We start from the raw sequence: 24768 nt of genomic DNA on the forward strand, positions 1-24768 counted from the left end.
AACTGTAATCGTTCAAAAGGCATCTGCTTTTAGTGAAAGCAGATGCCTTTTTTCTATGTAATCTTTTATCTTGTCCTGCTATTTCCACTATAAATCATTTCATATAGTCTGATGAACAAGTTCAAGCTACTAGGGTGTAGGAAAATAAAAAAACACATCCCATCTGAAAGAATGGAATGTGTCTTCATTTTATTCGTCCGATTCTAACCCGGGACGATTGGATTGTGTTGGCAGGGTGTCCCAAAAGCTTGCATCAACCGTTTCAATTGAATCATCGGCAATAGCTCTGACAGCTGCATCCAAAGTGGTTACCGTTTGCTTTATTAGATAGCCATTACTTTTTTGTCCAAGCGCTACTGACTCGACATTGTGGTCCGACATACCTCGCATCTCAAAAAGAAGTGTAGCAATATCATAGCGAACGGCTGCACCATTACGGCCGATATTTTCTCCAGAACCACCATCATACCTGCCAATATGCCCCCAACCAGTTGGTTCAATGGAGTTATATACAACAGCACCCAGTTTTTTTGAGGCTTCTAACACTTCAGGCTTTACGTTTGCGTTTGTAGGATAAAGAATTGAACCTGAAACAAGTTCACCGTCCGTTTCGCTTAGCGTCCCTTGATGATGTAAATCTATCATGTAGTCTATATCGTATTTCGCAAATACATTTTCGTGTAAAGCCTTTACCTCTACTTGCATGTTATCAGTTTTTTTATCATGCTCACGGTTCAAGTCGATCCCATTTGCATTTGCCCGTGTTAGATGCCGATCACCTTTTGCTAAATAGTCATCAAGAGGGAAATTAACATCTCCCATGGCCCCATCTGCGTTTAACATGGGAATGATCAGTATATTAACATTTTCCAAAATACCTTTAGTCTTGTTCGTGCCTAGATGTTTAATGAATTCGAGTGCACCCTCAGTAGTCAGTTGTTCATTTCCATGCTGTTGAGTCAAAAATAGTATAGTAGGATTCTTAGGATTTGAGATGTACTTCGCTAGGTAAATATCCCTCCCTTTTACCGTTTCCCCGATTACTTCCAGTGCCAGCCTTTCTTGTTTTGCATCCTGCGTTTTAAGATAGCTTACAAGGCTTTCATATGTATGAAGATTTGAAGTTGTAACTTGTCCATTTCCAGCACTGGGGCCATTTCCAACCGCTCCGACTGGTAGCGCAACAGCTGTTACTGCGCTTAAGGTCATTAAACTAGATAATGAAACTGATAGAACCTTCTTTTTAAAATTCAATAAAAACCCTCCTTATAAAATATAATAATCAGAAAAATAACTATTAATAATATTCTGACATTTTTACTACTTTATGTTAATAGTGAAAAATAACTATGTTTCCAAATAGTTTTCTTCTACACAATATAACTTGAAGGAATTACTTCTGCAAAGGCGATATTCAAATGTTCCCGATGAAGAAAAACCAGGCGGACACCCGTCTGGTTACTTCAATCTAGGCTGGAAGTTGATACACTCACCAAATATTTATTATTGCCTGCCCTCCGTTAATGGAATTGACTCGTATTGTTCCGGATTGATTTTATATACAGATCCATCAGTAACTCCATCAATAATTCCATATAACCCTCTTTCAACTGCTTTAATGAGCATGCCTTTTTTCTTTTGGCCAAAGGACTGTGTTTGGCCTCTAACTTCAAAGAGCACTGTCCCACTTCCATTTAAAGCAAAGGCTCCTAAAGCCGTTCCAGGAAGGTTTTGGTTTTGCGGATATAAGGATATATTTCCATATGGAGAATTACCTTGTTCTTTCATAGCATTATATACCGCTACATTCAATTGTCTGGAAAAATCATAATTATAGTTTTTTGCATATTTGGCATAATCTTGTCCTGAAGGCGAGCTTGGATCTGGAACAAATTGAGCGGAAATCGAGTATGTGACTAAATCATCCGTTCCATCAACTTCATAATAGGGAGCTTGGTGATGCAAGTCCACAAAAATCTCCACCTTTCCGTATTGCTTCAGTAGAGACTTGTAAACATCACGTGTTGTTTGTGATTCAGGTGTTATGAACCAGCCAGGGGTGGATGATTTTCCAGGGAAGTCTTTAGCTTGGGGAATATAATTCAAATCAGGATTAAAGTCACGATTGACATCGAAACCAGGTTTGGACTCATAATCGAATGATTCATTTTTGTATGTATAATAGTTCCAAGATGGATTCGCTCCTGCTAACTGTGGAAACTGTTCCACGACCTCTGCCCAGGTCATATCATTTCCCCGACGGTTCAATTCAGCAGCATCCGGATTCATTTTAGGCAAAACGACCAGGGTAATTTCCTTACGAATTTTCTCTGCTTCAGGAGAGTTGGTCCCCAAAAACTTCAAGATATTCAAGATGGCATCCGTACCGGTTTTCTCATTTCCATGAATCTCACTTTGAATTAAAACGACTTTGTCGCCAGTTCCCACGGTTGCTTTATAGATTTCTCTATTTCTATTGGAATATCCAGCTACATCCACTTTTACTTTACCTTGGCTATCACTCGCAATTTGTTCTAGCTTTTTCCCTAGTTCAGCATGATCTGTAAAACCTGAAACCGAATAAGTTTGTTGAATGGGTGTTCCCGGGGCTGTTTCATTAGCTGCAAATGTTGGTGCCGCAATACTCGCCGATAAAATGGCAACTCCCAGAGTTGAAATAACTTTCCTGTTTTTCATATTACAACAATCACTCTCCCTTAAATTATTTTTCTATATCATTATACAAAATGGGAAAGTAGAAATTTGTTGGAATTTGATGTCGTATTATGGCTATTTTATGATTTGGGCATCTGCTTTAAGTTCACGCAAAAAAAAACGTGACATTTTTATCGAGGATTGTTGTTCGCGGTCTGTCGAATTGATGATTTGTACTATAACATCACATTACGTTATAATTAAAGGAAAAATACAAGAAAGGGGAAAATATGAAACTCAACACTAATAGTTCTACGCCATTATACATGCAATTAAAGCAATCTATCATCGAAGATATAAACAAAGGGATTTACTCTTCTGGCGAAAGATTGCCAACCGAAACAGATTTATGCGACATATATGGAGTAAGTCGCATTACTGTAAGAAAAGCGGTTTTGGATCTGGTGGAAGAGGGGCTGCTAATACGCCAACAGGGAAAGGGAACGTTTGTCCAATACCCTAAAGTAAAAAGAGAATTATTTGCTGTAAATGGGCATGCTGAATATATGTCAGAATTAGGGAAGATACCTCAAACTAAAATCCTTTCATTTGGAATACTGCCTGCACCGGCTAATATTTCCAAATCCTTGGAGATTACTCCTGAAAGTGATGTTCTTGAATTACAACGGATCTTATACTATGATAATCAACCTCTCACCTTAGAAATTTCACATTATTCCTTAAAGATCCTGCCAAATTTAAATCAACATGTCCATAACTCTGTTTCCATGTATGATATCATAAAGCATAAATATAATATAACTCCTGTTCATAACACGAAACTTTTAAATATGGTATTGGCAAATGCAGATGAAGCAAAATATTTAGAATGCGAAGTGGGAGATCCCCTTTTCAAAGTGGAGAAAGTGGCATATGACGGTAAGAAGCAGCCTATCCATTCATCCTTCCTATATTATCCTGCTAATCGCGTGACCTTTACGATTGATAGTTCAATATCGCAAGAAAAAGGTAACGAATCCCCCTCCTAATCCGGGATCTCGTTACCTTTATTCATACATGCATCATTTTAAACCATCATATGATCTGGATTATATACTTTGCCATACCCAAAAGCACCATAATCCTGACAGGTTTGGGAGGCGACTAATGCTCCTTTTTGTAAAGCTTTATATACATCTTGTCCTTGAACGTACGATGAGAGAAAACCAGCAATAAAGGAATCTCCCGCCCCCAACGTATCTACAACTTTGGTTTGGATAATAGCTTGTTCATATATTTGATTTTCAGTCGATAAAAGTGCCCCCTTTTCCCCACGAGTAACACATATCACCTTTGTGCCAAACGAATGAACCTTTTGAATAAGTGCGTTGCACTCTGCCTCGTTTAAATTGCTTCCGGAAAAAAATGCATAATTCACAAACGGACACACCTTTTGTAAATAGTGATCCTCTTGATTTGTCGAAAAATCAAAAGAAATTTCAATGAATTGGCTTAAAATTGGAAGGTTATTCTCTATACGGCTATATACACTTGTATGAAGAAGGTCGTGTTGCCGAATATAATCCAAATCCTTGTCATTCAGTACAATCCCCAATCTGGATTGAATTCCCCCTTTATTCGAACCAATAAAAATTCGGTCCCCGTCCTTATCCAACGCGACGACTGCCATACCATTCTCTCCTACTGCTTGTCTTACTCTACTAATCTCTATCTTTTCCTTTTGCAATGCCTCTAACACATGGTCTGCTGCCCCGTCATTTCCTACAATGCCAATATATGAAGATTGCTCATCATTTAAACGATTGCACAATACTGCCACGTTTAATGAATTGCCGCCAGGATATATCTTTCCTTGATCTTTATAAAAATCTACTACGTTATCGCCAATTCCAATTAATTTCATACCTGTTCCCCCTGTTATCATTTTACACTTCCACTAGCAATTCCACGGATAAAGTACTTCTGCATGAATAAAAATAAAATGACGATAGGTGCCGCTGAAATCGTTAATCCAGAAAGTAACACTCCCCAATCGGTTTGCAGTGCATCCCGAAATTGCATTAAACCGGCAGGTATCGTACGTAAACTATCATCATCTATAAAGATGATCGCGAACATGAATTCATTCCATGTATAGTAAGCTGTTAAAATTGCCGTTGTTAATAAAATAGGCTTACTCATAGGAATGAAAATTCTAAAAAGGATTCCAAGGTTCGTGCATCCATCCAACCGGGCAGCCTCTTCAAGTTCTTTCGGAATGGACAGGAAGTAGGCCCGAATCAACAAGATGGTTAGCGGAATTCTGTATGCTACATAAGGTAAGATTAATGCCCAATGGGTGTTATATATACCTAGCTTCTGAATTATATTATACAAAGGGATCAGGCTTACTTGGGGAGATAGCATCAACCCCCCTAAGCATATGACCAAAATGAAAGCCTTTCCACGAAAATCAAAGCGAGATATTCCGTAGGCACCTAATGCACTTACTAATACCGTTAGAATACATGTCAAACCAGTAACCATGACACTATTTAAAAAGTAGGAAGAAATCCCACTATTCCAGGCTGTTACATAATTTTCAAACAACCATGTATGAGGAAGGGACCAACTATGGTTAAAAATTTCCTCTGTGCTTTTAAAAGAACTGATGACCATCCATAATAAGGGATAGGCTACAACAAGAAAGTATGCGATTAAACCTGCATAGACTAGTGCTACTCTCATATTATAGTCTTTTCTTTTCCTTGCATATTTTAGATTTTTAACAACTAATTCCGGTACTCTGATCGTTGATTTAGGCATCTCCATTATTAGTCCCCCTTTCCTGTTTTAAATATTTTCATTTGAACAAGAGAAATAAGTAACGTAATAATTAGGATAACCGTTGCAATGGCTGAAGCATATCCCATCATATCTTTTGAAAAAGCCGTTTTATATAAATAGGTACTTAGGACTTCCGAAGAAGTTCCCGGACCCCCTCCGGTTAAGATATATGGCTCATTAAACACTGTAAAAGCACCTGTCAGTGTTAAGATTACGGCTACAAATGTCATTTCCTTCGTTTCTGGAATCGTAATGTGAAAAAACGTTTTTATTTTATTCGCTCCATCCATTTCAGCTGCCTCATATAGCTCAGGTGAAATTTTTTGAATGGATACGATATATAACATGGCTATATAACCAATCGATTGCCACTGTGAGACAGCAATGACTGCATAGATTGCCGTATCACTATCGCCCAACCATGGCAGTGCTAAATTATTCAATCCAATCATTTTAAGAAACTGATTTAACAACCCCACTTCCGGGTTGTAAAAAAATGAAAACAGCAACGCTATGACTGTCATTGAAACGACGACTGGTAAGAAATAGACTGTACGAAAGATGGGTGAAAATTTACGGATCAATTTATCTTCTAAAACAGCTGCAACAATTAACCCTCCAAATACTTGGAAAACAATTGAAATGACTGCATAAAGAATATTATTTTTTAAAGCTTCATAAAATACGGGATCTTTAAACAAAGTAAAGTAGTTGTCCAACCCTACAAATGCTTTATTTGGTGAAAAAGTACTCCAATTATACAGACTGTCGCCAATATTCTGGAAAATGGGGATATAAACTAGCAGTAAAAAAACTAACGCTGGAAGAAGATATAGATAAGGTACAAATTTATCGAGTTTTATCATTAAAAGATCACTCCCTTAATAAAACGGAAAAATGATTTCCCTTATTTTCCCGCTTCGATTCTAACAGTATCGGCAGCTTTTTGAACATCACGCATGATTTGTTTAGGTGTTTTATCTCCATTTAACATCATTTGTGCTCCTGTTAAATAAGCATCTGCAATACGCGCATCAATACTCATGTCAAACCATGGAGCCATTTCATTGGCGTTCAATATGCTTTGAACCGCTTCAAGCTGTTCCGGGGAAGAATTATTTTCATTCACTGTACCTTCAACTGCACTATACTTGCCCACATCAGTGACTAGTTTCTCTCCCATCTGTTTAGTGGTTAAAAACTTTAAAAACTCCATCGCCTCTTTAGGATGCTTTGTCTTGGAAGAAATCATAAAGCCCTCAGGCGAACCCGTTAGATTTGTTTGATTGCCTTTTCCACCTTCTACTTCAGGAAAGTTAAACATTCCAAGTTCAAACTTAGTGGGTCCAAATAGCTTGATTTCTGCCGATTCAGCATAAATCATGGGTGCTTTACCGTTTGAAAATTGCTGCCTAGCATATTCGTGATCTATTGAATTCGTATTCTCATTAAAATAAGGTAATAACTCTTGGAATTTTTCAAGCGCTTTTATGTAGTCGTCATCCTTGAATTTTCCGGTTTTTCGATTATAATCCATTGTCAGCACTTCCGGTCTAACAAGGCGTTGATTCAATGTGCCCAAATAATGTGAAATTGTCCAAGTGTCTTGACTGCCGAATTGAATGGCTGTGTAGTTATTCTTTTTTAACACTTTTAACACGTCGATTAATTCATTCCAGGTTTTAGGCGGGTTTATGTTCAATTTTTCGAAGACATCCTTGTTATAGAAAAACATTTTCCCATCCATTGTTACGGGGACACCATACACCTTATTATTAAATGTATACGGTTTGACTTGGGATGGAACGAGTTGTGAAGACCATTCCGGATCGTTTTCATAATAAGAAGTTAAATCCAAAGCTTTATTCCCTCGCACAAACTGACTGGCAAATTCATCACTCCATGAGAAATAAACATCAGGTGGATTATTTGTACCAGTCATTACTTTAATTTTGTCTTTATACGAATCATTTAGCACTGCTTCGGTTTTAATATTGATATCGGGGTTTTGTTTTTCAAATTCTTTTACAACTTCATTAAAGTAAGTTTTTTCAGGTTCCTTTGGCCACCTATGGAAAAATGTTAAGGTAGTTTTTCCAACATCTGATTCTGAAGATGTTTTTTCACCAGAACATCCCCCTAGCATTAAAGATAAACTTAAAAATGATGCGATTATAAGTTTTGTTTTTCTCATGAATACCCTCCTTATTATAAATGCTTTTATCATCAGGAAATTATACTATAATGTTATAAAACATTATAGTATAATTCGTAAAAAATATACAGAATATTAAGTTTTCTTTAATTATTAGTATTCTACTTTCCACATATAACGCCTCTTGCTTAAAGGATGATTACGCGCTTCCGCTAATTCTTCTGCATATTGACGCAATACACGATTTAAGATAAGCGGCGCAATATATCCTTTTACTTCTTCATCGATACCATCAAGATCATACTGTTTTGCATCTAGCACCGTTAGCTTTTTGCCATAACGCTGAGAAAAAGATAAAGCTCTTTCTTCTAATGGTCTTGTTTCATCCAATCCCAATAGAATGATAAACGGTACATTTTCATCAATAATTTCAAATGGTCCATGGAAGTACTCGCCCGCATGAATGGCATGTGAGTGTATCCATTGCATTTCCATTAAGATGCAAATACTAAAAGAATAGGCTGTCCCGTAGTTGGAACCACTTGCCATTGTATAGATAACAGGTTCTTTTGCATGGGATTGGGCGAATACTCTTGAATTAGAAGCTTCTTGCTCCAGGGCTTTTTCATACACTGGCTGTAAATTCTCTAAACTAGATACTAGTTTTCCAAACTTCTCATTGTTTTCCGCTATATGAAGTACACCAAAAACTAGTTGATATAAAACACTCAGGTTTGTATCAAAGGCGTTTACACCGTTACCCCATTCATATTTAATGAAAATATCCGCATTTTGGGCTAATGGTGATTCTGGTTCGTTCGTTAATGCCACTGTAAACGCACCTTTACTTTTTGCAAACTTAGCCGCTTCTGCCGTTTCGGGAGTTGTTCCAGACATAGAGCATAAAATTACTAAGGATTCCTTCCCTAGTTGTTGTGGATTACGATGTATAAACTCATTTGAACTATATAGATCAGAAGTTATATTTTCAGCTTCACGATCCAGAATATACTTAGCTGAATACATGATGGCAGAAGATCCCCCGCATGCTACAAAATAAATATTGTTAATTTTCTTGCCCTTTAATTGATCCAATACTGTTTTTACATTACTTTTTACATTAATAACCGATTTACTCATTTTCCCACTCCTCCAATATTTGATATACAACATTATGTAATGTTATATATTGTTATATTAAATCATGAGCTTTCTTTAGTCAATCTATTTGTCAGAATATTTTATTTATTACTTTTTCTTGAATCAGTTAGTTACTATATCTCAGTTTTTTTTCTATCAAGATTTTCATTAAAATTTATTTGTTTAAATAACCCCTTCCACTAGGACATCTAATGTGCTACACTTCTTACTTTTTTCTGATTTTCCCAACCATTAATAATATCAACGGCAGAATAAAACAAATCGTTAAGGATAATGGTGTCCAAGCTGTAGCCATAAAGTTTTGATAATGCACGATATCTGGATGCGAAAAGATGGTAAAAGTGAGAATTAGAAAAGCTAATGGGAATAGTAGAATTTTGTAATTTTTTAATCCTAGCAATTGAGCTATTCCTAAAGCGAGTCCATAAAAGCATATGGTCAACTTAAAATACTCTGTAAAAACCCAAATGAAGGCAACAATGACCTCGACCCTTTCAAAAAAATTACCGATGCTTATCCTCATCCCCAATTTATAAGAAGGATAGGACAATCTCGCTGTATTATCAGCACCCAATACTAGGATACTGAAAAGGATCACCAAGAATAGAACGCTGCCACCTAAAATTGTCCCTAAATAAAAGTTTTTCTTCACATTAGCCTTTTCGTTTACATATGGAGTGATCATTAAAAAGAAAACAAGCTGAACATAAGGCAGTGCTAAGGAGTGATATGATCCCCTCAATATCGGTTTCATGCCTTTTTCAAATATAGGTTGCAAATTTTCGATTTTGATATCCGGGATAAGAAATACGAATAATATGAAAAGCAGCAGTACAAGCCAAGGAAAAAAGATTAATGCAGTCCGGCAGATAACTTCCAATCCTAGCCGTGCACCAAATAAGCTTGTTAATATAAACAAGATCATAATCATTTCCAAAGGTGTCTCAACCAGAACCTGTGTTGAAAAAAAATTCCCAATTTCACTAAGTAACGCTGAAGAAAGGTAATATAAATATAATAGGAAAAGGAGTGCAGAGATCTTCCCGATCCATTTCCCAAATATTTTTTCATTAACTTCTATATAAGTCATGGATGGGTAAAGTGATGCGAGCCGGGTAAATAAGAAAACGAAACATAAACCGATGAAAGTAGCTAAGATATAGGCAATCCAGCCATCCTGTTTTGCTAAAGAGACAAGTACGGAAGGTAAAGTAAGTATCGCTCCTCCTATGGTGAATATGATGACCATTATTAGAAATTCACCAGAGCTGATTTTTCCTTTTTCGAGCATATTCGATACCTCCCTAGGATAAAATACGATCCATGAAATGAGCGAGTGGACTATATATTTTCGTTATCCAGTCTATAGGAGTGGGAATGGTAACATCCTTGATAATTAAAATACTCAACGTCATGCCAACTAAAAGCAATAAAATGAAAATGACAATTTCCTTCCAGCATTTCTTTTTGATAAGGGGTGGTATTTCGAAAAATGAAATAATAGCTCCAGTACACACTGTTCCAATAATTGCCCACATTGATCTTTACTCCTCGATTTCTTTTTGAAAGGATTCTGATATGGTGCCTAAATTGCGAATCTTTGCTTTAACGGTTACATTCACGTCCAATTTTGCGAATTCCTGATCCCAATTTCCTTCTAAACGTTTCCATGCTTTAGGATCGGTTCTATGAATTTCGTCACCAAAACCGAAGATGTCACTTTGATACTTCTCTTGAAGCGTTTTTATCGATCCTTCTATTTTATCCTTAATGTCTTTTGCGTATCTTTTATTCAATTCTTCGATTTTTTCGGGTTTTGTTAAATCAATTGTGCATTCTACTTCACCTATACTCCCTTCTGACGTGACATTTATATCAATTTTCGGATTTCCTTTTTCCATTTTTCCCTTGATTTTCGTTTTTGTACTTGTCGTGTTGACCGTAATTTGGTCACCTTCACATGGAATATTTACCGCGGTGGACTTAACATGATCCGTAATGTAACTAACACCTTTACTGTCGTTCCTGTTTAACCAGCCGACAAGTTTATCCTTCTTGAATACTCCAAGATAATCCAATCGCAGGCCGGATTTCGGGGAGATATCTTGTGCATTCGTTACATTGCTTCCTGCTTCGGGATCACCATAAACGAGAATTCCCGTTAGCATGGCCTGTCTGCCTTTGCTGACGATACTGCTGACCAGCTCATCCAAAGTGACCGTCCTTGTAGGCGCCCATCTTGTCTCTGAATTTTCCAAGGCATCAAAAACTTTATTTGCCGGTATTTTTTCAAGGGCCGTTTGCACATTAAGCGTATCATAAGCAGTTGAACCCTTCGCAACGGTCATATAGAAATCGGAACGCAACTCCTTTTGCCGGGAAAGGACATCCAGAGGCTTTGCAATTCCTGCCCTGGCCATTTCCTCACCAAAGACAACTTCACGAAGATGTGCGACATATAACCTTCTTGGTACATCAGTTGATAGGCTTCTTATTGCTTCAGCAATGGTTGCACCGCTTTTCCTGAAGGTTACAACTTCCGTGCGGCCGGACCTGGCATCACCTGCAAGCTCACTCGAATTTAGAACTTGGACGGTTACAAGATACCCATCTTCTTTTTTATCAATTCCCATGGCAGTAACGATGGCAAGTTCGTTCAACTCAATGCTGCTCCAACAGCCGGATAAACAAATTATAGGTAGCATTAAAAATACCTTTAGCATTTTTTTCATCATGAACCCTCATAATCTCATCATTTTATCTAGGTGGTTTAGGAGGACTTACTTCTCCTCTGTCTGTATCATTTTTACTGATCAAACGAGGCCGCTTTAATAATGACCAATGTGGCATACGAATGATGTTGTCTTTTTGATCTTGTAAAATGAATGGTGCATTTGGAGCTAAATATGGTAAACCAAAAGATCTTATGCTATTTAAATGCAGGACCATCACGATCAGCCCCAAAATGATCCCGTATAACCCAAATGTAGCGGCAAGGATCATAAACAAGAATCGAAGCATCCGAAAAGCCATGGCCATACTATTGGCTGGGAACACAAAGCTGCAGATGGCTGTTAAGGACACGATGATAACCATTGTTGCCGAAACGAACCCTGCTTCGACAGCAGCCTGTCCAATAACTAATGCACCAACGATGGAAATGGATGACCCGATTGCCCTAGGCATCCTCACACCTGCCTCACGCAAGATTTCAAATACTACCTCCATCAGCATCGCTTCTACAAAAGCTGGAAAAGGAACACCCTCTCGCTGTGAGGCTAGACTTATGAGTAAAGGAGTAGGAAGCATTTCTTGATGAAAGGTCGAAACAGCAATATAAAGAGACGGTGTAAGCAAAGCAAGGAAAAAGGATAAATACCGTAATACTCGAATTAATGTTGCAATGTCCGCCCGTTGATAATAGTCTTCACTGGACTGGAAAAAATGCACCATCAGTGCTGGAACGATAAGGACAAACGGAGTTCCGTCAATTAGTATCGCAATCCTTCCTTCTAAAATGGCAGCGGCTACAGCATCAGGTCGTTCCGTATTATAAACGGTTGGAAAAGGAGTGTATACTTCATCCTGAATAAGCTCTTCAATGTAACCACTCTCTAGAATCGCATCTATATTGATTCGATTTATCCGGCTTTGCAATTCTGAAACCGTTTTATCATTGGCAACACCTTTTAAATACATAATCGCTACGTCTGTTTGCGTTTTTTCTCCAATCTGTTTTGTTTCAAGCCATAGGTTAGGATCTTTTATTCTCCGTCGTATTAAAGCAGTATTTGTTCGCAGCGTTTCAGTGAACCCATCCTTTGGTCCTCTGACTACTGTTTGGGAGGAAGGTTCCTGAACTCCGCGATCGGCCCAATCTCGTGATCCGAGTGCCATTCCTTTTGGGGAGCCGTCAATCAATAACATCGTGTCTCCCGATAAGACATGGTTAAAAAGCTTTTGAAAATCATTTATTTCCACTATCCCCCCGACAGGAAGAATATGTGATTTTATCATTTCAAAACAGTCAGTGTGATTAAGGAGCGCTACGTCCAACTCCGAATTCCGAATTTCAACCATCAAAGTGTCGAGGATGAAATCTTGGATGGAAGCTGAATCCGTTAATCCATCTGTATAAACGACGCCTAATTTAATTTGCCCATTTTTACCTGCTTGAAAATCCCTTATAACTATGTCTGAGCTATTTCCTACCGTTTTCTTAATATGGTCTAAGTTAAATTGAAGGTCAGAAGAGATAAGTTTTGTTTCAAGTTTCTTTGAGTCTTCACTTCGGTTTTGGGCTTGAACCGGATTTTGGTTGTGATTATTAGTTTTGCTGGAGTTTGGATGTTCGCTTTGCTTTGGGTCTGCTTCTTGTTTTTTACTTTTCACCGATTGTTTATCTTCAATTAATTTCCTCAATGGGATAGGAACTCGAGATTTCAATGCTAACCCCCTCATAACCAAAAGCCTGTTAAAATTATGTTTTCACCTTGGCAGCAATTATATCCATCTAAGTAAAATAAATTGCAATTAATTTTCAAGCGCAAAATTCAATTAAAGGTTGCTGAAGATGCCTCGGATATTAACCTTTTTGGACCTATTTTTTCCAACAAAATTGAATTACATTAACCACTTCCCGTCATCCCTGCAAACTTGGAAGCAACTTCTCTTTTGGAGTCAGTTCAGTAGGCATAACATTAAAAATGGATTTTCTTTGACAACCCCGTTGTAGGCTTTTTCCGATGAAAATGCCTTAAGGTAATTTTGTATATTAATTGTCTTTTATTAATCTAAAACTTTCTTGCTGAAGCACAACTAATGAAATTTATTGGAAGTTATGTTTAAAAGTATCCTATGAGTAAATGCATAGATTGCCAATATTCGCATAATCTATTATCATTTTCGAGGCAACGATTTTAACTTATGCTTGTTGGACTAAAGTAGTATGAAGTTGGCTGGTTTAGGGGCACGAAAAAAGATAAATGAAGAAAAACCCTGCAGAGATATCTCCACAGAGTTTCTATAAGCTTTTAACTAATTTTTAAGCTTTTAACTAATTTTTTGGTGCAGGCACCTTGCCTTTGAAAAGGCGAATGGCGACGAACTATATATGGTAACAAGGGGCCGAATTCAAGATTCCAATGTAATATATTCAGCTCCCTGGTCTTTTGCCCAATTATGTATATAACTTAGCAGATTATATCCAAGGCCACTAGGACGATGATTTACATCAGTAACCAAATCTTGAACATAAACATAGCGCTCATTATGTGAATCTTCACGCCAGCTAATACCTGCTAACGCTACGATGCTCGTATCATGATATAAAGCAAATAACTTTTTACCCTCCTTACGCATATCATTTAATAATTCTAGATATTCCTTAAAAGTCAAATCAGTACGCAACTGACTTAATATAGGATAAGCCTGTAAGAATTGATGTTCTACAGTTAACTCTACTATATTTTCTACTGGTATTTTCATTCTAAAGTTCCCCTACCTTTTTTACTTTAATGGATTTGCCTTCCGGATTAAATTTCTGACATATAACCAAGGGCAAACTAAACATCAAATAAATGTTTCAATAATTGTGTGTCTAACAGTATCCCATTCTTCTCCTTTCTCCATATTTATTAGAAATACACACATAGATATACACATAAATAATATGCAAGAATCGCGCCAACTCAAATCTATTACAAATCAAATATTCAGTTCCTAAAAAATTATGATGTGAGGGAAGTTAAATACTTTCTCTTGGACCAATAGGAGAAGCTGCATAATGGAAGTGGGACAAGTAAAATTATTCTGCTATGTTTTTTCCAGTAATTTACCCAACTCTCGTTTTCAAATTATTTTCCTATGTGTTTGACAATTGTATATTTTGTCTCGGATTAACGGCCATATAACTTTAGATAAGGAGGTTTACACATATTTCAAATACAGATTGTTTATTTTTGATTTTGATTCCGGAATAAGAAATAAGAATAATATAAAAAGCAGCAAAATCGAGCCTGAATAATGAAATGGCAATGGATTGTCGAAGTAAAGCCATGACGATTCAAGTTAATTTCCGTGTGAATAACTTGAACATGAATAGCCAAAACTAAGGGGTATTAAGTAGGAAGGAACAAACATTAAGGTGAAAAATAATGCCTGGTAGTTTCAAAATTTCATCACATCAAATGATGATTTTAATCCTTTTGTATTCGGTAGGAACGGTTATTTTACATACTCCTTCTCCTTTAGCTGGTTTTGCAAAGCAGGATGCGTGGCTTGCTGCATTATTTGGGACAGGAATCGCATTAATTTTTGTATGGTTTTACATGAGGGTTGGTAATTTATATCCTGATCTCCCTTTAGATCAAATAAATGAAAAGGTTTTTGGTAAGTTAGTCGGAAAGATGATCAATTTCACATTTTTTATCTGGTCTTTTTCAACTGCTGCCGAGACTATTTATTATGTGGGGAAGTTCATTGAAACTTTTTGGATGCCAGATACCCCACTTGCAGCATTGAATTTATTGTTAGCTGCAGTTGTGATCTTGACAGTTCGCCTTGGAATTGAAACTTTTACACGCACGTTGGAAATATTCTTCATACCCGTATTAATATTACTGACTATTTTTTTGGTATCCATCATTCCTCAAGCCAATATCCAAAACATTCAGCCAGTATTTGAAAATGGAGCCAAACCTGTCATACGGGGGACACTTTTTTTCATCAGCGTGTTCACGCTGTCTCCTGTTATGTTTTTAATGATTTTCCCTTCAAAAGTCAATGATAGTAAAAAAGGGGGTAAAGCCTTTTATATTGGCACATTGATCGGTGGAATCATTTTAATTCTAGTTATCATGCTGGACATTTTGGTTCTTGGACCCGATAACACAGCAAGAAATATCGCTCCAAGTTATACGATGGCAAAAAAAATAAATGTAGGGAATTTCCTAATGCGAATCGAAGCTATAATTGCCACGATTTGGATCTTTACAACCTATACCAGGACGGTTATGTATTTTTATGTTTCGGTTGTTGTATTTTCAAACATATTCAATATAAAAGATTATCGTCCATTTACTACGGCTTTAGGGATGATAATGGTTTTTTATTCATTGATTGTTTTTCCGACGGTCCCTTCATCCGGGGAATTCAATAAAAATATATGGTTATTCCATGCAGCGACTTTTGGTCTGGTCATGCCTTTATTATTATTTATCACGGCTAAATTTAAAAACATCATTAAAAAGCACCATGGCACCAACAATGATAATATCCATAACGGTTAAAAAGAACATAATAAAAATATTCCAGAAGTCCTAATTTACCGGGTAATGAATATTTACGAATGAGGTGAGTATATTGAAACATAAAATAATCATCATTTTTAGTGTTGTTTTTATAGCGTTCATGACTGGTTTACTCATCTTTTACCTCATAAAAGATGATTCTTCCCGATGGATGGTAGCTCTTGGAGGAATATTGGTAAGTGCCCTGCCCATTATATTATTGTTTGTAAAAAATAATCCTTTTAACATTCCAATCATAATCGGTTACTATGTTTTTATTTTCTGTACGACATTTTTAGGGTCCATCGCAAATTTTTATGTGGATTTTAAATGGTGGGACTCTGGCCTTCACTTCTACAAAGGCATTTTCGTGGCCTTTGTTGGAATTGCTCTTTATAAACAATTCATTCCTCAAAAAGCGAGAAAAGATGTTTCAAGGTGGGTCACCTTTCTTTTTGCTCTCTCACTTTCAGCCATTGCCACTGTCCTTTGGGAGATATATGAGTTCGTAGGAGATCTCACTTTTACTCATACCATGCAACGAGGCGGTAATAAAGACACCATGTACGATATAATTTTCGGTCTTACGGGCGGCCTGCTTATCTCCGTTTATTCTATTTTACAAAAATCAAAATTATAATTTATTGAGGTAATCATATGAATCGTAAGCTAGTTATTTCTATAAGTTCAGTGTATGTACTTTTCATGGCAGCTTTATCTATTTTTTACTATACAGACGATGAAAATTTTAAATCACTGGTTTCGATAGGCGGTGTGGTATGTGGAGCAATTCCCCTTTTATTGGCCCTATTTACCAAGCTTCAATTCAATCTGCCAATTATCATTTCCTATTTAATCTTCTTATTCGGTTCACAATATTTAGGATCTATTTTAGGCTGGTATGGACTGGGATGGTGGGATACACTCTTACATTTACTAAGCGGTTCCCTTCTAGCTTTTACGGGAATTGCTTTATATGAACGATTGGTATACAGAAATGCAGGCAAAGATATATCCCCTTGGTTTGTCTTTTTGTTTACCCTCTCCTTCTCAGCACTTGGTGGTATCATTTGGGAGATTTACGAATTTAGTTCTGATCAATTATTCGGAATGACCCTGCAAGGCGGGGGAAATAAAGATACAATGATAGATTTAATCGCAGATACTGTTGGAGGGCTTATCATTGCAGTATGGGCCGGAGTGCGGACAAAGATTAAGTTAAAGAAAACATAAAAAAACGTTCCAGTTGATTTCAGAAACCTGCTCCCTTTACGCCGACTGTCTGCCAAAGGGTTGGGGATAACGATATCCCTTTTGTAGACAAACTGAAACGACCATCTTATCGATGGTCGTTTTTATGTTCATTTAAATATGATGGAAATTATTTTTTCCGTCGTCATCGCACTATCCACCACATATGTTCCAGGTCGTAAACCGTTGGCCTTGCCTTTCTTTTCAACCGCGTCAGAAAACTCATTGGCATTTTTAATGACCTTTGCCCTTTGTAGGTTTTTACCCACATCGATGCTTGTAGAGCCTTTAGACACAGTTAGAACTGTACGGTATATGATTTTTTCTGTTGGTTCTTTTACCGCTTCTTTTTCCGCTTCCGCTTCCGCTTTAATCGACTGTGCTTCAGCAATCTGATCTTCCCATTCTTTTTCTGAATGTATGACATACCCTTCTGAAGCCAGAGACTCTTTCATTTCATCTTCTGATAGTTTCTCTGATGTGCCGGTCGCTTCTCCTGGACCAAAGAAGTACACTGCACCGCATAAACCTGCTGCAACAACAAGGCCTCCGGCAAAGCTGCGCATTGATTTAGATGTCATTGGCCACAATTCTCCTTTCATTCTTCGTTTTTATGTAAGGAGTAAGCATGCTTTCAATTTCATCTTCCGGCTGTTTTGTCTTTAGTGCGATGCTTTCAAATGAGTAGCCTCGCTTATGTAGGTCGAGTACTTCACGCAACAAGTTCCGCTTTTCGGAAGTCATTGCTAGAACGCCTGCCTCTTGCACCGTAATTTCAGCATCTATCTCGATGTTCCTGATTTTTTCCTGTAATACATTCATTTCATCTCCAAAAGTGATAGCAAGCTGTTCCAATTGACTATCCACTTTTGCAGAATCCTTTTTAATAAACGATAAAATGAACAGTAATACTGCTGCAGCAAACAAAATGATCAGAGCCCATTCCATCATTTTATGTCCCTCCTTAATCTTTGAATCTAATATCTCGCTTTCTAATTATATATGGATTTGTTCCAAAACTCGATTTAAAAGTACTAAATACCACAATAGTCACGTATTTATGACAAAAAAAGGCGCGGCAAGGCCATCCATAACTAATAATAAGCAAAAAACGAAAAATACAACTTCCATTTGAGGACCATTTTACCATAATCCATTCATCATTAATACCATTGTTAGTATATTAAGGCAACATACTTCAATAACGCTGTCTAACTGGGTTATCAAAGTATACATGGCATTCTTATTCACATCACTGCTGTACTTTTCCCTTTAAAAGAGTCCAAGGGTTATATTAAATGACAAACACGTTACCAAACGATAAGATATATATTATTAGGTTCCTTTTCCTGTTTCATTGAATAGGTACGATTTCTCAGTGCCATTTTTGAACAATATTAAGGAGGATACAATGAATATTAAAATAAATAATATACCGAGTTTCATGCAAGCCGAAATTGAACAACTTCAATCAAAATTATCCCCCTTGTTGAAGAAAAATATGAAATACGGTTTTTTTTCGACGGTGATGATAGGCTTTTCCGTCATTAATCTTTTTTTCCTTTTATTTAAGAACGAATCTTTACCCATCTCGAAAATTGCACTTGGAATCTATGCAATGGTGGGAGCTGTAGGATTTGCCTTTTTAAAAGAAAACAAACACAACCAAAAAGAAATAGTGAAAATTAGTCAACAATATATGTTGGATAGAATCAAAAAAAGCAGCTATTTAACAGATGCCAGAAAAAGTAACTACTTTAAAAGAGTAAATGAGCATCCGCTTACTGCCATGAATGTTTTTTTTGAGTTTCTTGCTGAAGAACAACAATGGAAGAACAAATCCTCACACCCGGAATAATATCGGTAGAAATAAGCAAAAAACTCAGCACGAAAAAAACAACTCAACAAGTGTGATCCGATAAACTGCCGAATCACACTTGTTGGTTGCTTAGGCTATTGAATTCAAAAATCCTCTGTATCACGTTTCTTCTTTAAGTGCATTCCATTTGCAGCTTAGTTGTTAGTTCTGGAGCTTTTTATCAATAAGTTCATGAAAATAGACTGCAGCATGTTCAGTTGGAGAAAAGATACCATTTGTAAATGCCTCGGAACTTAATCCTTTTTGCAGTTTTTCCACCAGTTCAAAGTCTTCCTGCCGTACTTGATCAACAAATTTAAAATATTCTTCTTTTTCTATGGTTATTTTTTCATCGAGGGAGTAATCACGATAAATTCCTAACGACGTCACGGCATCAACAGGAATTACTTGGATGGTATTCACATTCCCGTCTCCTGGATAAACGTTAATCATCATATTTGGCCAAACCCAATAAAAACGCGCTTGATCACCTTCGCCATTCTTACTTGCTGTCATATATTGATAGGTGAATTTGTCGTGTGTCGTTGTGCAAAAGTTTGATATATCAAAGGATTTTGCAAAGCCAGGATGAGCAATGGAACAATGATCACATTCAAGGTAATTGTCAACAACGGCTTTCCAATTAGCTTTTACTACACGTCTAGTTTCCCTAACTAGTTTCAGTGAATCAAAGAAGGGATACTCTTTCATTTCCTCTAAAAATTCCTGATATGCTTCTGCCATAGAAGGTGCATTTTTATCTAGATTTACAAAAATCATAGCATTCTGAACTTCTAAGCGAATGGATTTCATACAACTGTGTATTCCCAGTTCATTCGTTTTAAAATTAGGAGCTTTATGCACACTTCCATCTAATTTGAACGTCCATCCATGGTAACCGCATTGTAAAATTTTCTTATTTCCTTTATCGGAGTTTTCTACTTTCATTCCGCGATGAGGGCAAATATTATAGAAAGCACGCAGTTCACCATCAGTACCGCGAGAAACGATAATAGGCTCTCCGGCGATGTCTATTGTCATGAAATCGCCTACTTTTTCAACTTGGCTTGCATGACCAGCTAATATCCAACTCTTTCTAAAGATTTTTTTTCTTTCTTCATTGAATGCCTCTGGTTCGACATACCGTGAATAAGGGAGTGTAGGGCTGAACTGTACATTTTCTTTAATAGACATATTGAAAATCCCTCCTGATTATCATCTAATTTAAAAGTTTAAAAAATGCATGGAACCATTTTAGTTATACCCGATCCATATAGACTGTCTTGACCTCTGTATAGAATTCAACGGCACTCTTCCCTTGTTCACGGCTGCCTGCACTTGAATTTTTACATCCGCCAAATGGCATTTGCGGTTCGGTTCCTGCTGTTTCCGAATTGACATGAACAAGACCCACCTCCACATCTTCAATAAACCGTTGAGCCAACGTTAAATTGTTTGTACAAATTGCTGCGCTCAATCCATACTCTGTATCATTGGCCATCTTAACTGCTTCCTCATAATTTACGGCCTTAAAAAGGGCGATAACTGGTCCGAAGATTTCTTCACGTGCAATGCGGGCATGTTGTGGAACATTTTCAAAGATAGCCGGCCGGACATAAAAACCGTTCGCCAATTCCTCTTCTGCCGGAATCTCCCCTCCACACAACAGCGTAGCTTCTGATTTCCCAACATCGATCATTTCAAGCACGCCATCACGTTGTGATCTAGAGACCGCGGGACCGATATATGTTTCTTCTTTGAGCGGGTCGCCCACTTTTAATTCTTTCGTACGCGCGACAAGCCGTTCCCGGAATACTTCATAAATTCCTTCTTCCACAATCACCCGGCTAGTGGCTGTGCATTTTTGCCCTGTGGATTTAAAAGCTCCGCCTATAGCTATTTCCACTGCTTTTTCAAGATCAGCATCGGCGAGGACGACAAGAGGGTTTTTCCCTCCCATTTCCGCTTGCACTTTCTTTCCATGCTCAATGGCTTGTTTTTGAATTTGCTGACCTACTTGATTCGAGCCGGTAAAAGATATGGCCTTCACATCCGGATGTTCCACTAAAGCAGCACCAATGACGGAGCCCCTTCCGAATACACAATTGATGACACCAGGCGGAAGACCCGCCTCATCGAAGGCTTTCATCACATGGTAGACCGACTTAGGTGTAAAATCAGCCGGCTTAATCACGACTGTATTCCCGTAAATCAGGGCCGGCGCCAATTTCCATACAGGGATGGCGATAGGAAAGTTCCATGGGGTAATCAACCCCACCGGACCTAGCGGCGTGCGAATAGTGTATAAAAATGTATTGGCATTTGCTGAAGGAATTACTTCCCCGATTGGCTGTCGGGCTTCAGCAGCATAATATTCAAGTATGCTGGCAGCACGATTGGCTTCCCCCATCCCTTCCAAGAATGTTTTTCCTTCTTCCTTTATCAAATCTTGACCTACTTCCTGAATATTCTTTTTCAAAATATCAGCTGCTTTCTGCAAGTATGAAGCCCGTTGCTGAAACGACAGCTTTTTCCAGTCAGGAAATGAATTTTTTGCGGCTGCCACTGCATCATGTAAATCAGCCGCAGCACTTGATGGAAATTCCCCTAAATTTTTTCCATTATGAGGACTAAGATTTTCCTTATATTCACCTGTAGTGGGTTCTTTCCATTTTCCATTAATATAATTTAAGTAACGCATACGATTTCCTCCGTATTCTATTTTTCTACTTTTAAATAATAGGATTACTTATAACTGGTAACTTCTAAATGGATTCTTCAACGACTCCTGCATACCCTAACGTTTTCTTTTGTCGGGCACATTAGGAATATTCTCCTATTGAACAAAATCATTGGGCTGATCATTTGTTAAGGCTGGCACCTCCACTTTCCTTCTCGCATATCTAAAATAGTAAAAGATATAGCAAGCAATGACGAAACCTAATCCCCAATACAACGAGGTTCGCTGTGTCGGATCATAAGCGGTGAACACGAAAATACCTAGACACATAATGATGCAGAGAATCGGGGCAAACGGGAAAAAAGGTACTCTGAACTTCAGATTTTCAACCTTTCCGCCTGCTCTGATATACTGCTTACGGAATTTGTATTGTGCGAACGCAATCGCCATCCAAGTAAGCACCCCTCCAACCCCGCTTACGGAAAGTAGTACAACGAATAACGTTTCTTCCGCTACTACACTAGTAAGTAAGGACAGCAAGGCAAAGACCATGGTGACAAGTAAGGCGTTAAAAGGTACACCGCGCCGATTGAGCTTTCCAAATGCAGAATGCGCCATACCGTTTTGAGAAAGGGAGAAAAGGATCCTTGTACAAGCAAACAGACCCGTGTTTCCTACAGAGAGGACCGCCGTCAAAATTACGAAATTCATAATGTCAGCTGCATAAGGAATGCCTACCATTTCAAACACGGTAACAAATGGACTTTCCAGTACCCCAACTTCTTTCCAAGGAACGATGGCCGATAGAACAAAGATTGCCAGTACATAGAAAAGCAGCACACGTATTACGATATTTCTAATCGCTCTAGGAATGCTTTTTTGCGGGTTTTCCGTCTCTCCTGCTGCAACACCCATTATTTCCGATCCCTGGAAAGCATACACAACTGTCATCATCGATATAAACACACCCGTGAATCCTGTAGGGAATAGTCCATCTCCTATAAAATTGGAAAAGAACGGGGCAGGCTGTGCATCCTCCATATGAATCAATCCAAACATCGCTGCTGCACCGATAATTATGAATAGAATGACGGCAAGTACTTTAATCCCGGAGAACCAATACTCTGTCTCAGCGAAACTTCTCGTTGTTAATGCATTTATAGTGAATAAAAGTACCGTAAATATCACACACCATATCCATACTGGTGTATTGGGAAACCATCTAGTCATGAGCAAACCGGCCGCTACAAATTCCAGGCCTACGTAAAGAGCCCAGCTCAGCCAGTAAATCCAGCCAATGACAAATCCAGTGGCGGGACCGATAAATTTCGTTGCATGAACCTGAAAGGATCCGGATACCGGCATCACTACCGATAATTCACCGAGACAAATCATCGCCAAGTACATTAATAAACCACCGACCAAATAGGCAACAATCGCTCCTAAGGGTCCAGCTTCACCTATGGCATATCCTGAGCCCAGGAAAAGACCTGTTCCAATTACCCCACCTAAGGAGAGCATGAATAAATGTCTGCTCTTCATTGAACGCTGTAATTCTTTTGGCTGATTTTCATGTTCTGTTTGCATGATTTCCCCCCCGTTTCTGATCGATAATCAGCTTAAACACTTTTATGATTAACACAAGTTAACGAGAGTTCCACGATAACGCTTCGGAAGGCACTGCATATTCTGGAAGGTCGCTGATTGTCGGTTTAAATATTTCATAGGCTACTTCTCTTTGATATTTTTTTTGTTTTTTAGCTTGTGTAAATAAATGATACGTATTTTTCCTGCATAGTTTTTCTATATCATCAACGACAGCTTGTGGATTTGGTTTAACCAGTCCGAAAATAACCACATCATAAAATCTTATCGCCCCAAGGTTGGCAACGAAATCATTGACAACATCTATTCCTCTCTGTTTTATGATTTCGTCTCCCTCTGAAGAAAGGGGAATGTTTGCCGCCTCAACGATCAAGCTCGCTTTTACGCTTTTGGCATTGGATATGTGGATGACATCCTCCAATGCTGACGGAATTAAAATGTCGCAATCTATGTCGAGCCATTCCGTGTTTGACCTTACATCATAATGCGGTTCAAAAAAGGCCTTATCCATTTCCCCGTACATATTCTTATGATCAATAAGCTTTTGGACATCCAATCCTTCTTCACACGTAACCAAAAGGGCTGCATCGGAAATTCCCACAACTTTGTATCCTAACTGGGACATTTTCAATGCGCAGCTTGCCCCTACACAGCCGAATCCTTGAATGGCAACTCTCGCTCCACCTTTTCCGCTTTTAAATTTCCATGCCTCATCTGCGGAAAAAGCCACACCATAGCCTGTTACGACATCGTTTAAAAACAACCCGTCGATTTTTTTCGTCAATAATTCATCGAAGTCTTTTATCCCTTGCAGAACATCCGGATTCTGCTTCATTGATTTCGTTAATGGGATATCAATGCCAAATTCATTAAATATTTTGAGCACATCTTCATACTTGGTACCTAAATCACTTCCTAACGATACCCCTATATCTATAAAAGGCATCATCGCAATCAGAAATCTTCTTAACACTGCATATGCGTCTGGCGCTTTATAATCATAGGCAATGCCCGCTTTACAACCGCCAGTCGTCTCAGACTCACAGGCTACATACTTATAAGCCATAGCCTCGGCCAACCTCTCGACCTCTTCTCTTGTAACCGTTGGGTGCATTCTAGTACCGCCGCCTGTGTAACCTTTGACAAAGTTATGGACGACCAGCCAGCCTTTAGCATCTGTTTCCGTATCATTCCATTCCACTACTAAATATGGTTTTAACAACTATGAAACCTCCCTAATTATCTTCTTTTTATTGGTTCCTGCTAA

Annotated in this window: 23 protein-coding genes; 5 read left to right on the forward strand and 18 right to left on the reverse strand. The window is 38.0% G+C overall.

Annotated elements, in window-relative coordinates:
- Nucleotides 1–189: 189 nt before the first annotated feature.
- The gene (locus tag ACIROD_RS03380) at nt 190–1254 is read right to left on the reverse strand and encodes a M14 family zinc carboxypeptidase (protein WP_101222322.1); all 1065 of its coding nucleotides are present in this window, start codon (nt 1252–1254) and stop codon (nt 190–192) included.
- Between the two features lie 249 nt (nt 1255–1503).
- On the reverse strand, nt 1504–2697 hold the full coding sequence (locus tag ACIROD_RS03385; protein WP_402937943.1) for a M14 family zinc carboxypeptidase: 1194 nt from the start codon (nt 2695–2697) through the stop codon (nt 1504–1506).
- Nucleotides 2698–2945: 248 nt separating this feature from the next.
- Between ACIROD_RS03385 and ACIROD_RS03390 the strand changes: the two genes are divergently transcribed.
- Complete coding sequence (locus ACIROD_RS03390; protein WP_101222324.1) at nt 2946–3704, forward strand: GntR family transcriptional regulator; 759 nt, start codon at nt 2946–2948, stop codon at nt 3702–3704.
- 38 nt (nt 3705–3742) lie between these two features.
- On the opposite strand, the gene ACIROD_RS03395 is transcribed toward ACIROD_RS03390, so the two are convergent.
- The 10 genes from ACIROD_RS03395 to ACIROD_RS03440 all read right to left on the reverse strand — a co-directional run bounded on the left by ACIROD_RS03395 (nt 3743) and on the right by ACIROD_RS03440 (nt 14305).
- A complete protein-coding gene (locus ACIROD_RS03395) occupies nt 3743–4579 on the reverse strand; it encodes a PfkB family carbohydrate kinase (protein ID WP_402937948.1) in 837 nt (278 codons plus the stop codon).
- 17 nt (nt 4580–4596) lie between these two features.
- Complete coding sequence (locus ACIROD_RS03400) at nt 4597–5403, reverse strand: carbohydrate ABC transporter permease (RefSeq protein ID WP_402940085.1); 807 nt, start codon at nt 5401–5403, stop codon at nt 4597–4599.
- A gap of 86 nt (nt 5404–5489) precedes the next feature.
- On the reverse strand, nt 5490–6368 hold the full coding sequence (locus tag ACIROD_RS03405) for a carbohydrate ABC transporter permease (RefSeq protein ID WP_402937950.1): 879 nt from the start codon (nt 6366–6368) through the stop codon (nt 5490–5492).
- 41 nt (nt 6369–6409) lie between these two features.
- On the reverse strand, nt 6410–7696 hold the full coding sequence (locus ACIROD_RS03410; protein WP_402937953.1) for an ABC transporter substrate-binding protein: 1287 nt from the start codon (nt 7694–7696) through the stop codon (nt 6410–6412).
- A gap of 114 nt (nt 7697–7810) precedes the next feature.
- A complete protein-coding gene (locus tag ACIROD_RS03415; RefSeq protein WP_402937956.1) occupies nt 7811–8797 on the reverse strand; it encodes an SIS domain-containing protein in 987 nt (328 codons plus the stop codon).
- 226 nt (nt 8798–9023) lie between these two features.
- The gene (locus tag ACIROD_RS03420; protein ID WP_402937958.1) at nt 9024–10109 is read right to left on the reverse strand and encodes a GerAB/ArcD/ProY family transporter; all 1086 of its coding nucleotides are present in this window, start codon (nt 10107–10109) and stop codon (nt 9024–9026) included.
- Nucleotides 10110–10122: 13 nt separating this feature from the next.
- A complete protein-coding gene (locus ACIROD_RS03425) occupies nt 10123–10356 on the reverse strand; it encodes a hypothetical protein (protein WP_063575803.1) in 234 nt (77 codons plus the stop codon).
- A gap of 6 nt (nt 10357–10362) precedes the next feature.
- On the reverse strand, nt 10363–11550 hold the full coding sequence (locus ACIROD_RS03430; protein ID WP_402937961.1) for a Ger(x)C family spore germination protein: 1188 nt from the start codon (nt 11548–11550) through the stop codon (nt 10363–10365).
- 25 nt (nt 11551–11575) lie between these two features.
- Nucleotides 11576–13210 carry a spore germination protein gene (locus tag ACIROD_RS03435; protein ID WP_402940088.1) on the reverse strand — a complete coding sequence of 545 codons (1635 nt, stop codon included), beginning with the start codon at nt 13208–13210 and terminating at the stop codon, nt 11576–11578.
- A 741-nt stretch (nt 13211–13951) separates the two neighbouring features.
- Nucleotides 13952–14305: a GNAT family N-acetyltransferase gene (locus tag ACIROD_RS03440; protein ID WP_101222333.1), complete on the reverse strand. Its 354-nt coding sequence runs from the start codon at nt 14303–14305 to the stop codon at nt 13952–13954.
- Nucleotides 14306–14973: 668 nt separating this feature from the next.
- On the opposite strand from ACIROD_RS03440, the gene ACIROD_RS03445 reads away from it, so the two are divergent.
- From ACIROD_RS03445 to ACIROD_RS03455, 3 genes are all read left to right on the forward strand, one after another.
- The gene (locus ACIROD_RS03445; protein ID WP_402937965.1) at nt 14974–16107 is read left to right on the forward strand and encodes a GerAB/ArcD/ProY family transporter; all 1134 of its coding nucleotides are present in this window, start codon (nt 14974–14976) and stop codon (nt 16105–16107) included.
- 64 nt (nt 16108–16171) lie between these two features.
- On the forward strand, nt 16172–16747 hold the full coding sequence (locus ACIROD_RS03450; protein ID WP_260358959.1) for a DUF2238 domain-containing protein: 576 nt from the start codon (nt 16172–16174) through the stop codon (nt 16745–16747).
- Nucleotides 16748–16764: 17 nt separating this feature from the next.
- Nucleotides 16765–17340: a DUF2238 domain-containing protein gene (locus tag ACIROD_RS03455; RefSeq protein WP_402937969.1), complete on the forward strand. Its 576-nt coding sequence runs from the start codon at nt 16765–16767 to the stop codon at nt 17338–17340.
- Nucleotides 17341–17468: 128 nt separating this feature from the next.
- On the opposite strand, the gene ACIROD_RS03460 is transcribed toward ACIROD_RS03455, so the two are convergent.
- Both ACIROD_RS03460 and ACIROD_RS03465 read right to left on the reverse strand, forming a co-directional pair.
- Entirely contained in the window at nt 17469–17939 is a 471-nt protein-coding gene (locus tag ACIROD_RS03460; RefSeq protein WP_402937971.1) for a hypothetical protein, read from the reverse strand.
- Nucleotides 17929–18309, reverse strand: coding sequence for a hypothetical protein (locus ACIROD_RS03465; protein ID WP_260358960.1), 381 nt, complete (start codon nt 18307–18309; stop codon nt 17929–17931). The genes ACIROD_RS03460 and ACIROD_RS03465 overlap by 11 nt, the downstream gene beginning before the upstream one ends.
- Before the next feature lie 460 nt (nt 18310–18769).
- Between ACIROD_RS03465 and ACIROD_RS03470 the strand changes: the two genes are divergently transcribed.
- Nucleotides 18770–19216, forward strand: a complete 447-nt coding sequence (locus tag ACIROD_RS03470) for a DUF5392 family protein (protein ID WP_402937974.1) — start codon at nt 18770–18772, stop codon at nt 19214–19216.
- 162 nt (nt 19217–19378) lie between these two features.
- On the opposite strand, the gene ACIROD_RS03475 is transcribed toward ACIROD_RS03470, so the two are convergent.
- The 4 genes from ACIROD_RS03475 to ACIROD_RS03490 form a co-directional block, all read right to left on the reverse strand.
- Nucleotides 19379–20410: an aromatic ring-hydroxylating oxygenase subunit alpha gene (locus ACIROD_RS03475; RefSeq protein WP_137019950.1), complete on the reverse strand. Its 1032-nt coding sequence runs from the start codon at nt 20408–20410 to the stop codon at nt 19379–19381.
- A gap of 64 nt (nt 20411–20474) precedes the next feature.
- Nucleotides 20475–21917 carry an aldehyde dehydrogenase family protein gene (locus ACIROD_RS03480; RefSeq protein ID WP_260358962.1) on the reverse strand — a complete coding sequence of 481 codons (1443 nt, stop codon included), beginning with the start codon at nt 21915–21917 and terminating at the stop codon, nt 20475–20477.
- A 135-nt stretch (nt 21918–22052) separates the two neighbouring features.
- Nucleotides 22053–23483, reverse strand: a complete 1431-nt coding sequence (locus ACIROD_RS03485; RefSeq protein ID WP_402937979.1) for an amino acid permease — start codon at nt 23481–23483, stop codon at nt 22053–22055.
- Between the two features lie 58 nt (nt 23484–23541).
- The gene (locus ACIROD_RS03490) at nt 23542–24723 is read right to left on the reverse strand and encodes a Glu/Leu/Phe/Val family dehydrogenase (RefSeq protein WP_402937982.1); all 1182 of its coding nucleotides are present in this window, start codon (nt 24721–24723) and stop codon (nt 23542–23544) included.
- Nucleotides 24724–24768: the final 45 nt, after the last annotated feature.

The sequence above is a fragment of the Peribacillus sp. NPDC101481 genome (genome assembly GCF_044767165.1).
Lineage (GTDB): Bacteria > Bacillota > Bacilli > Bacillales > DSM-1321 > Peribacillus.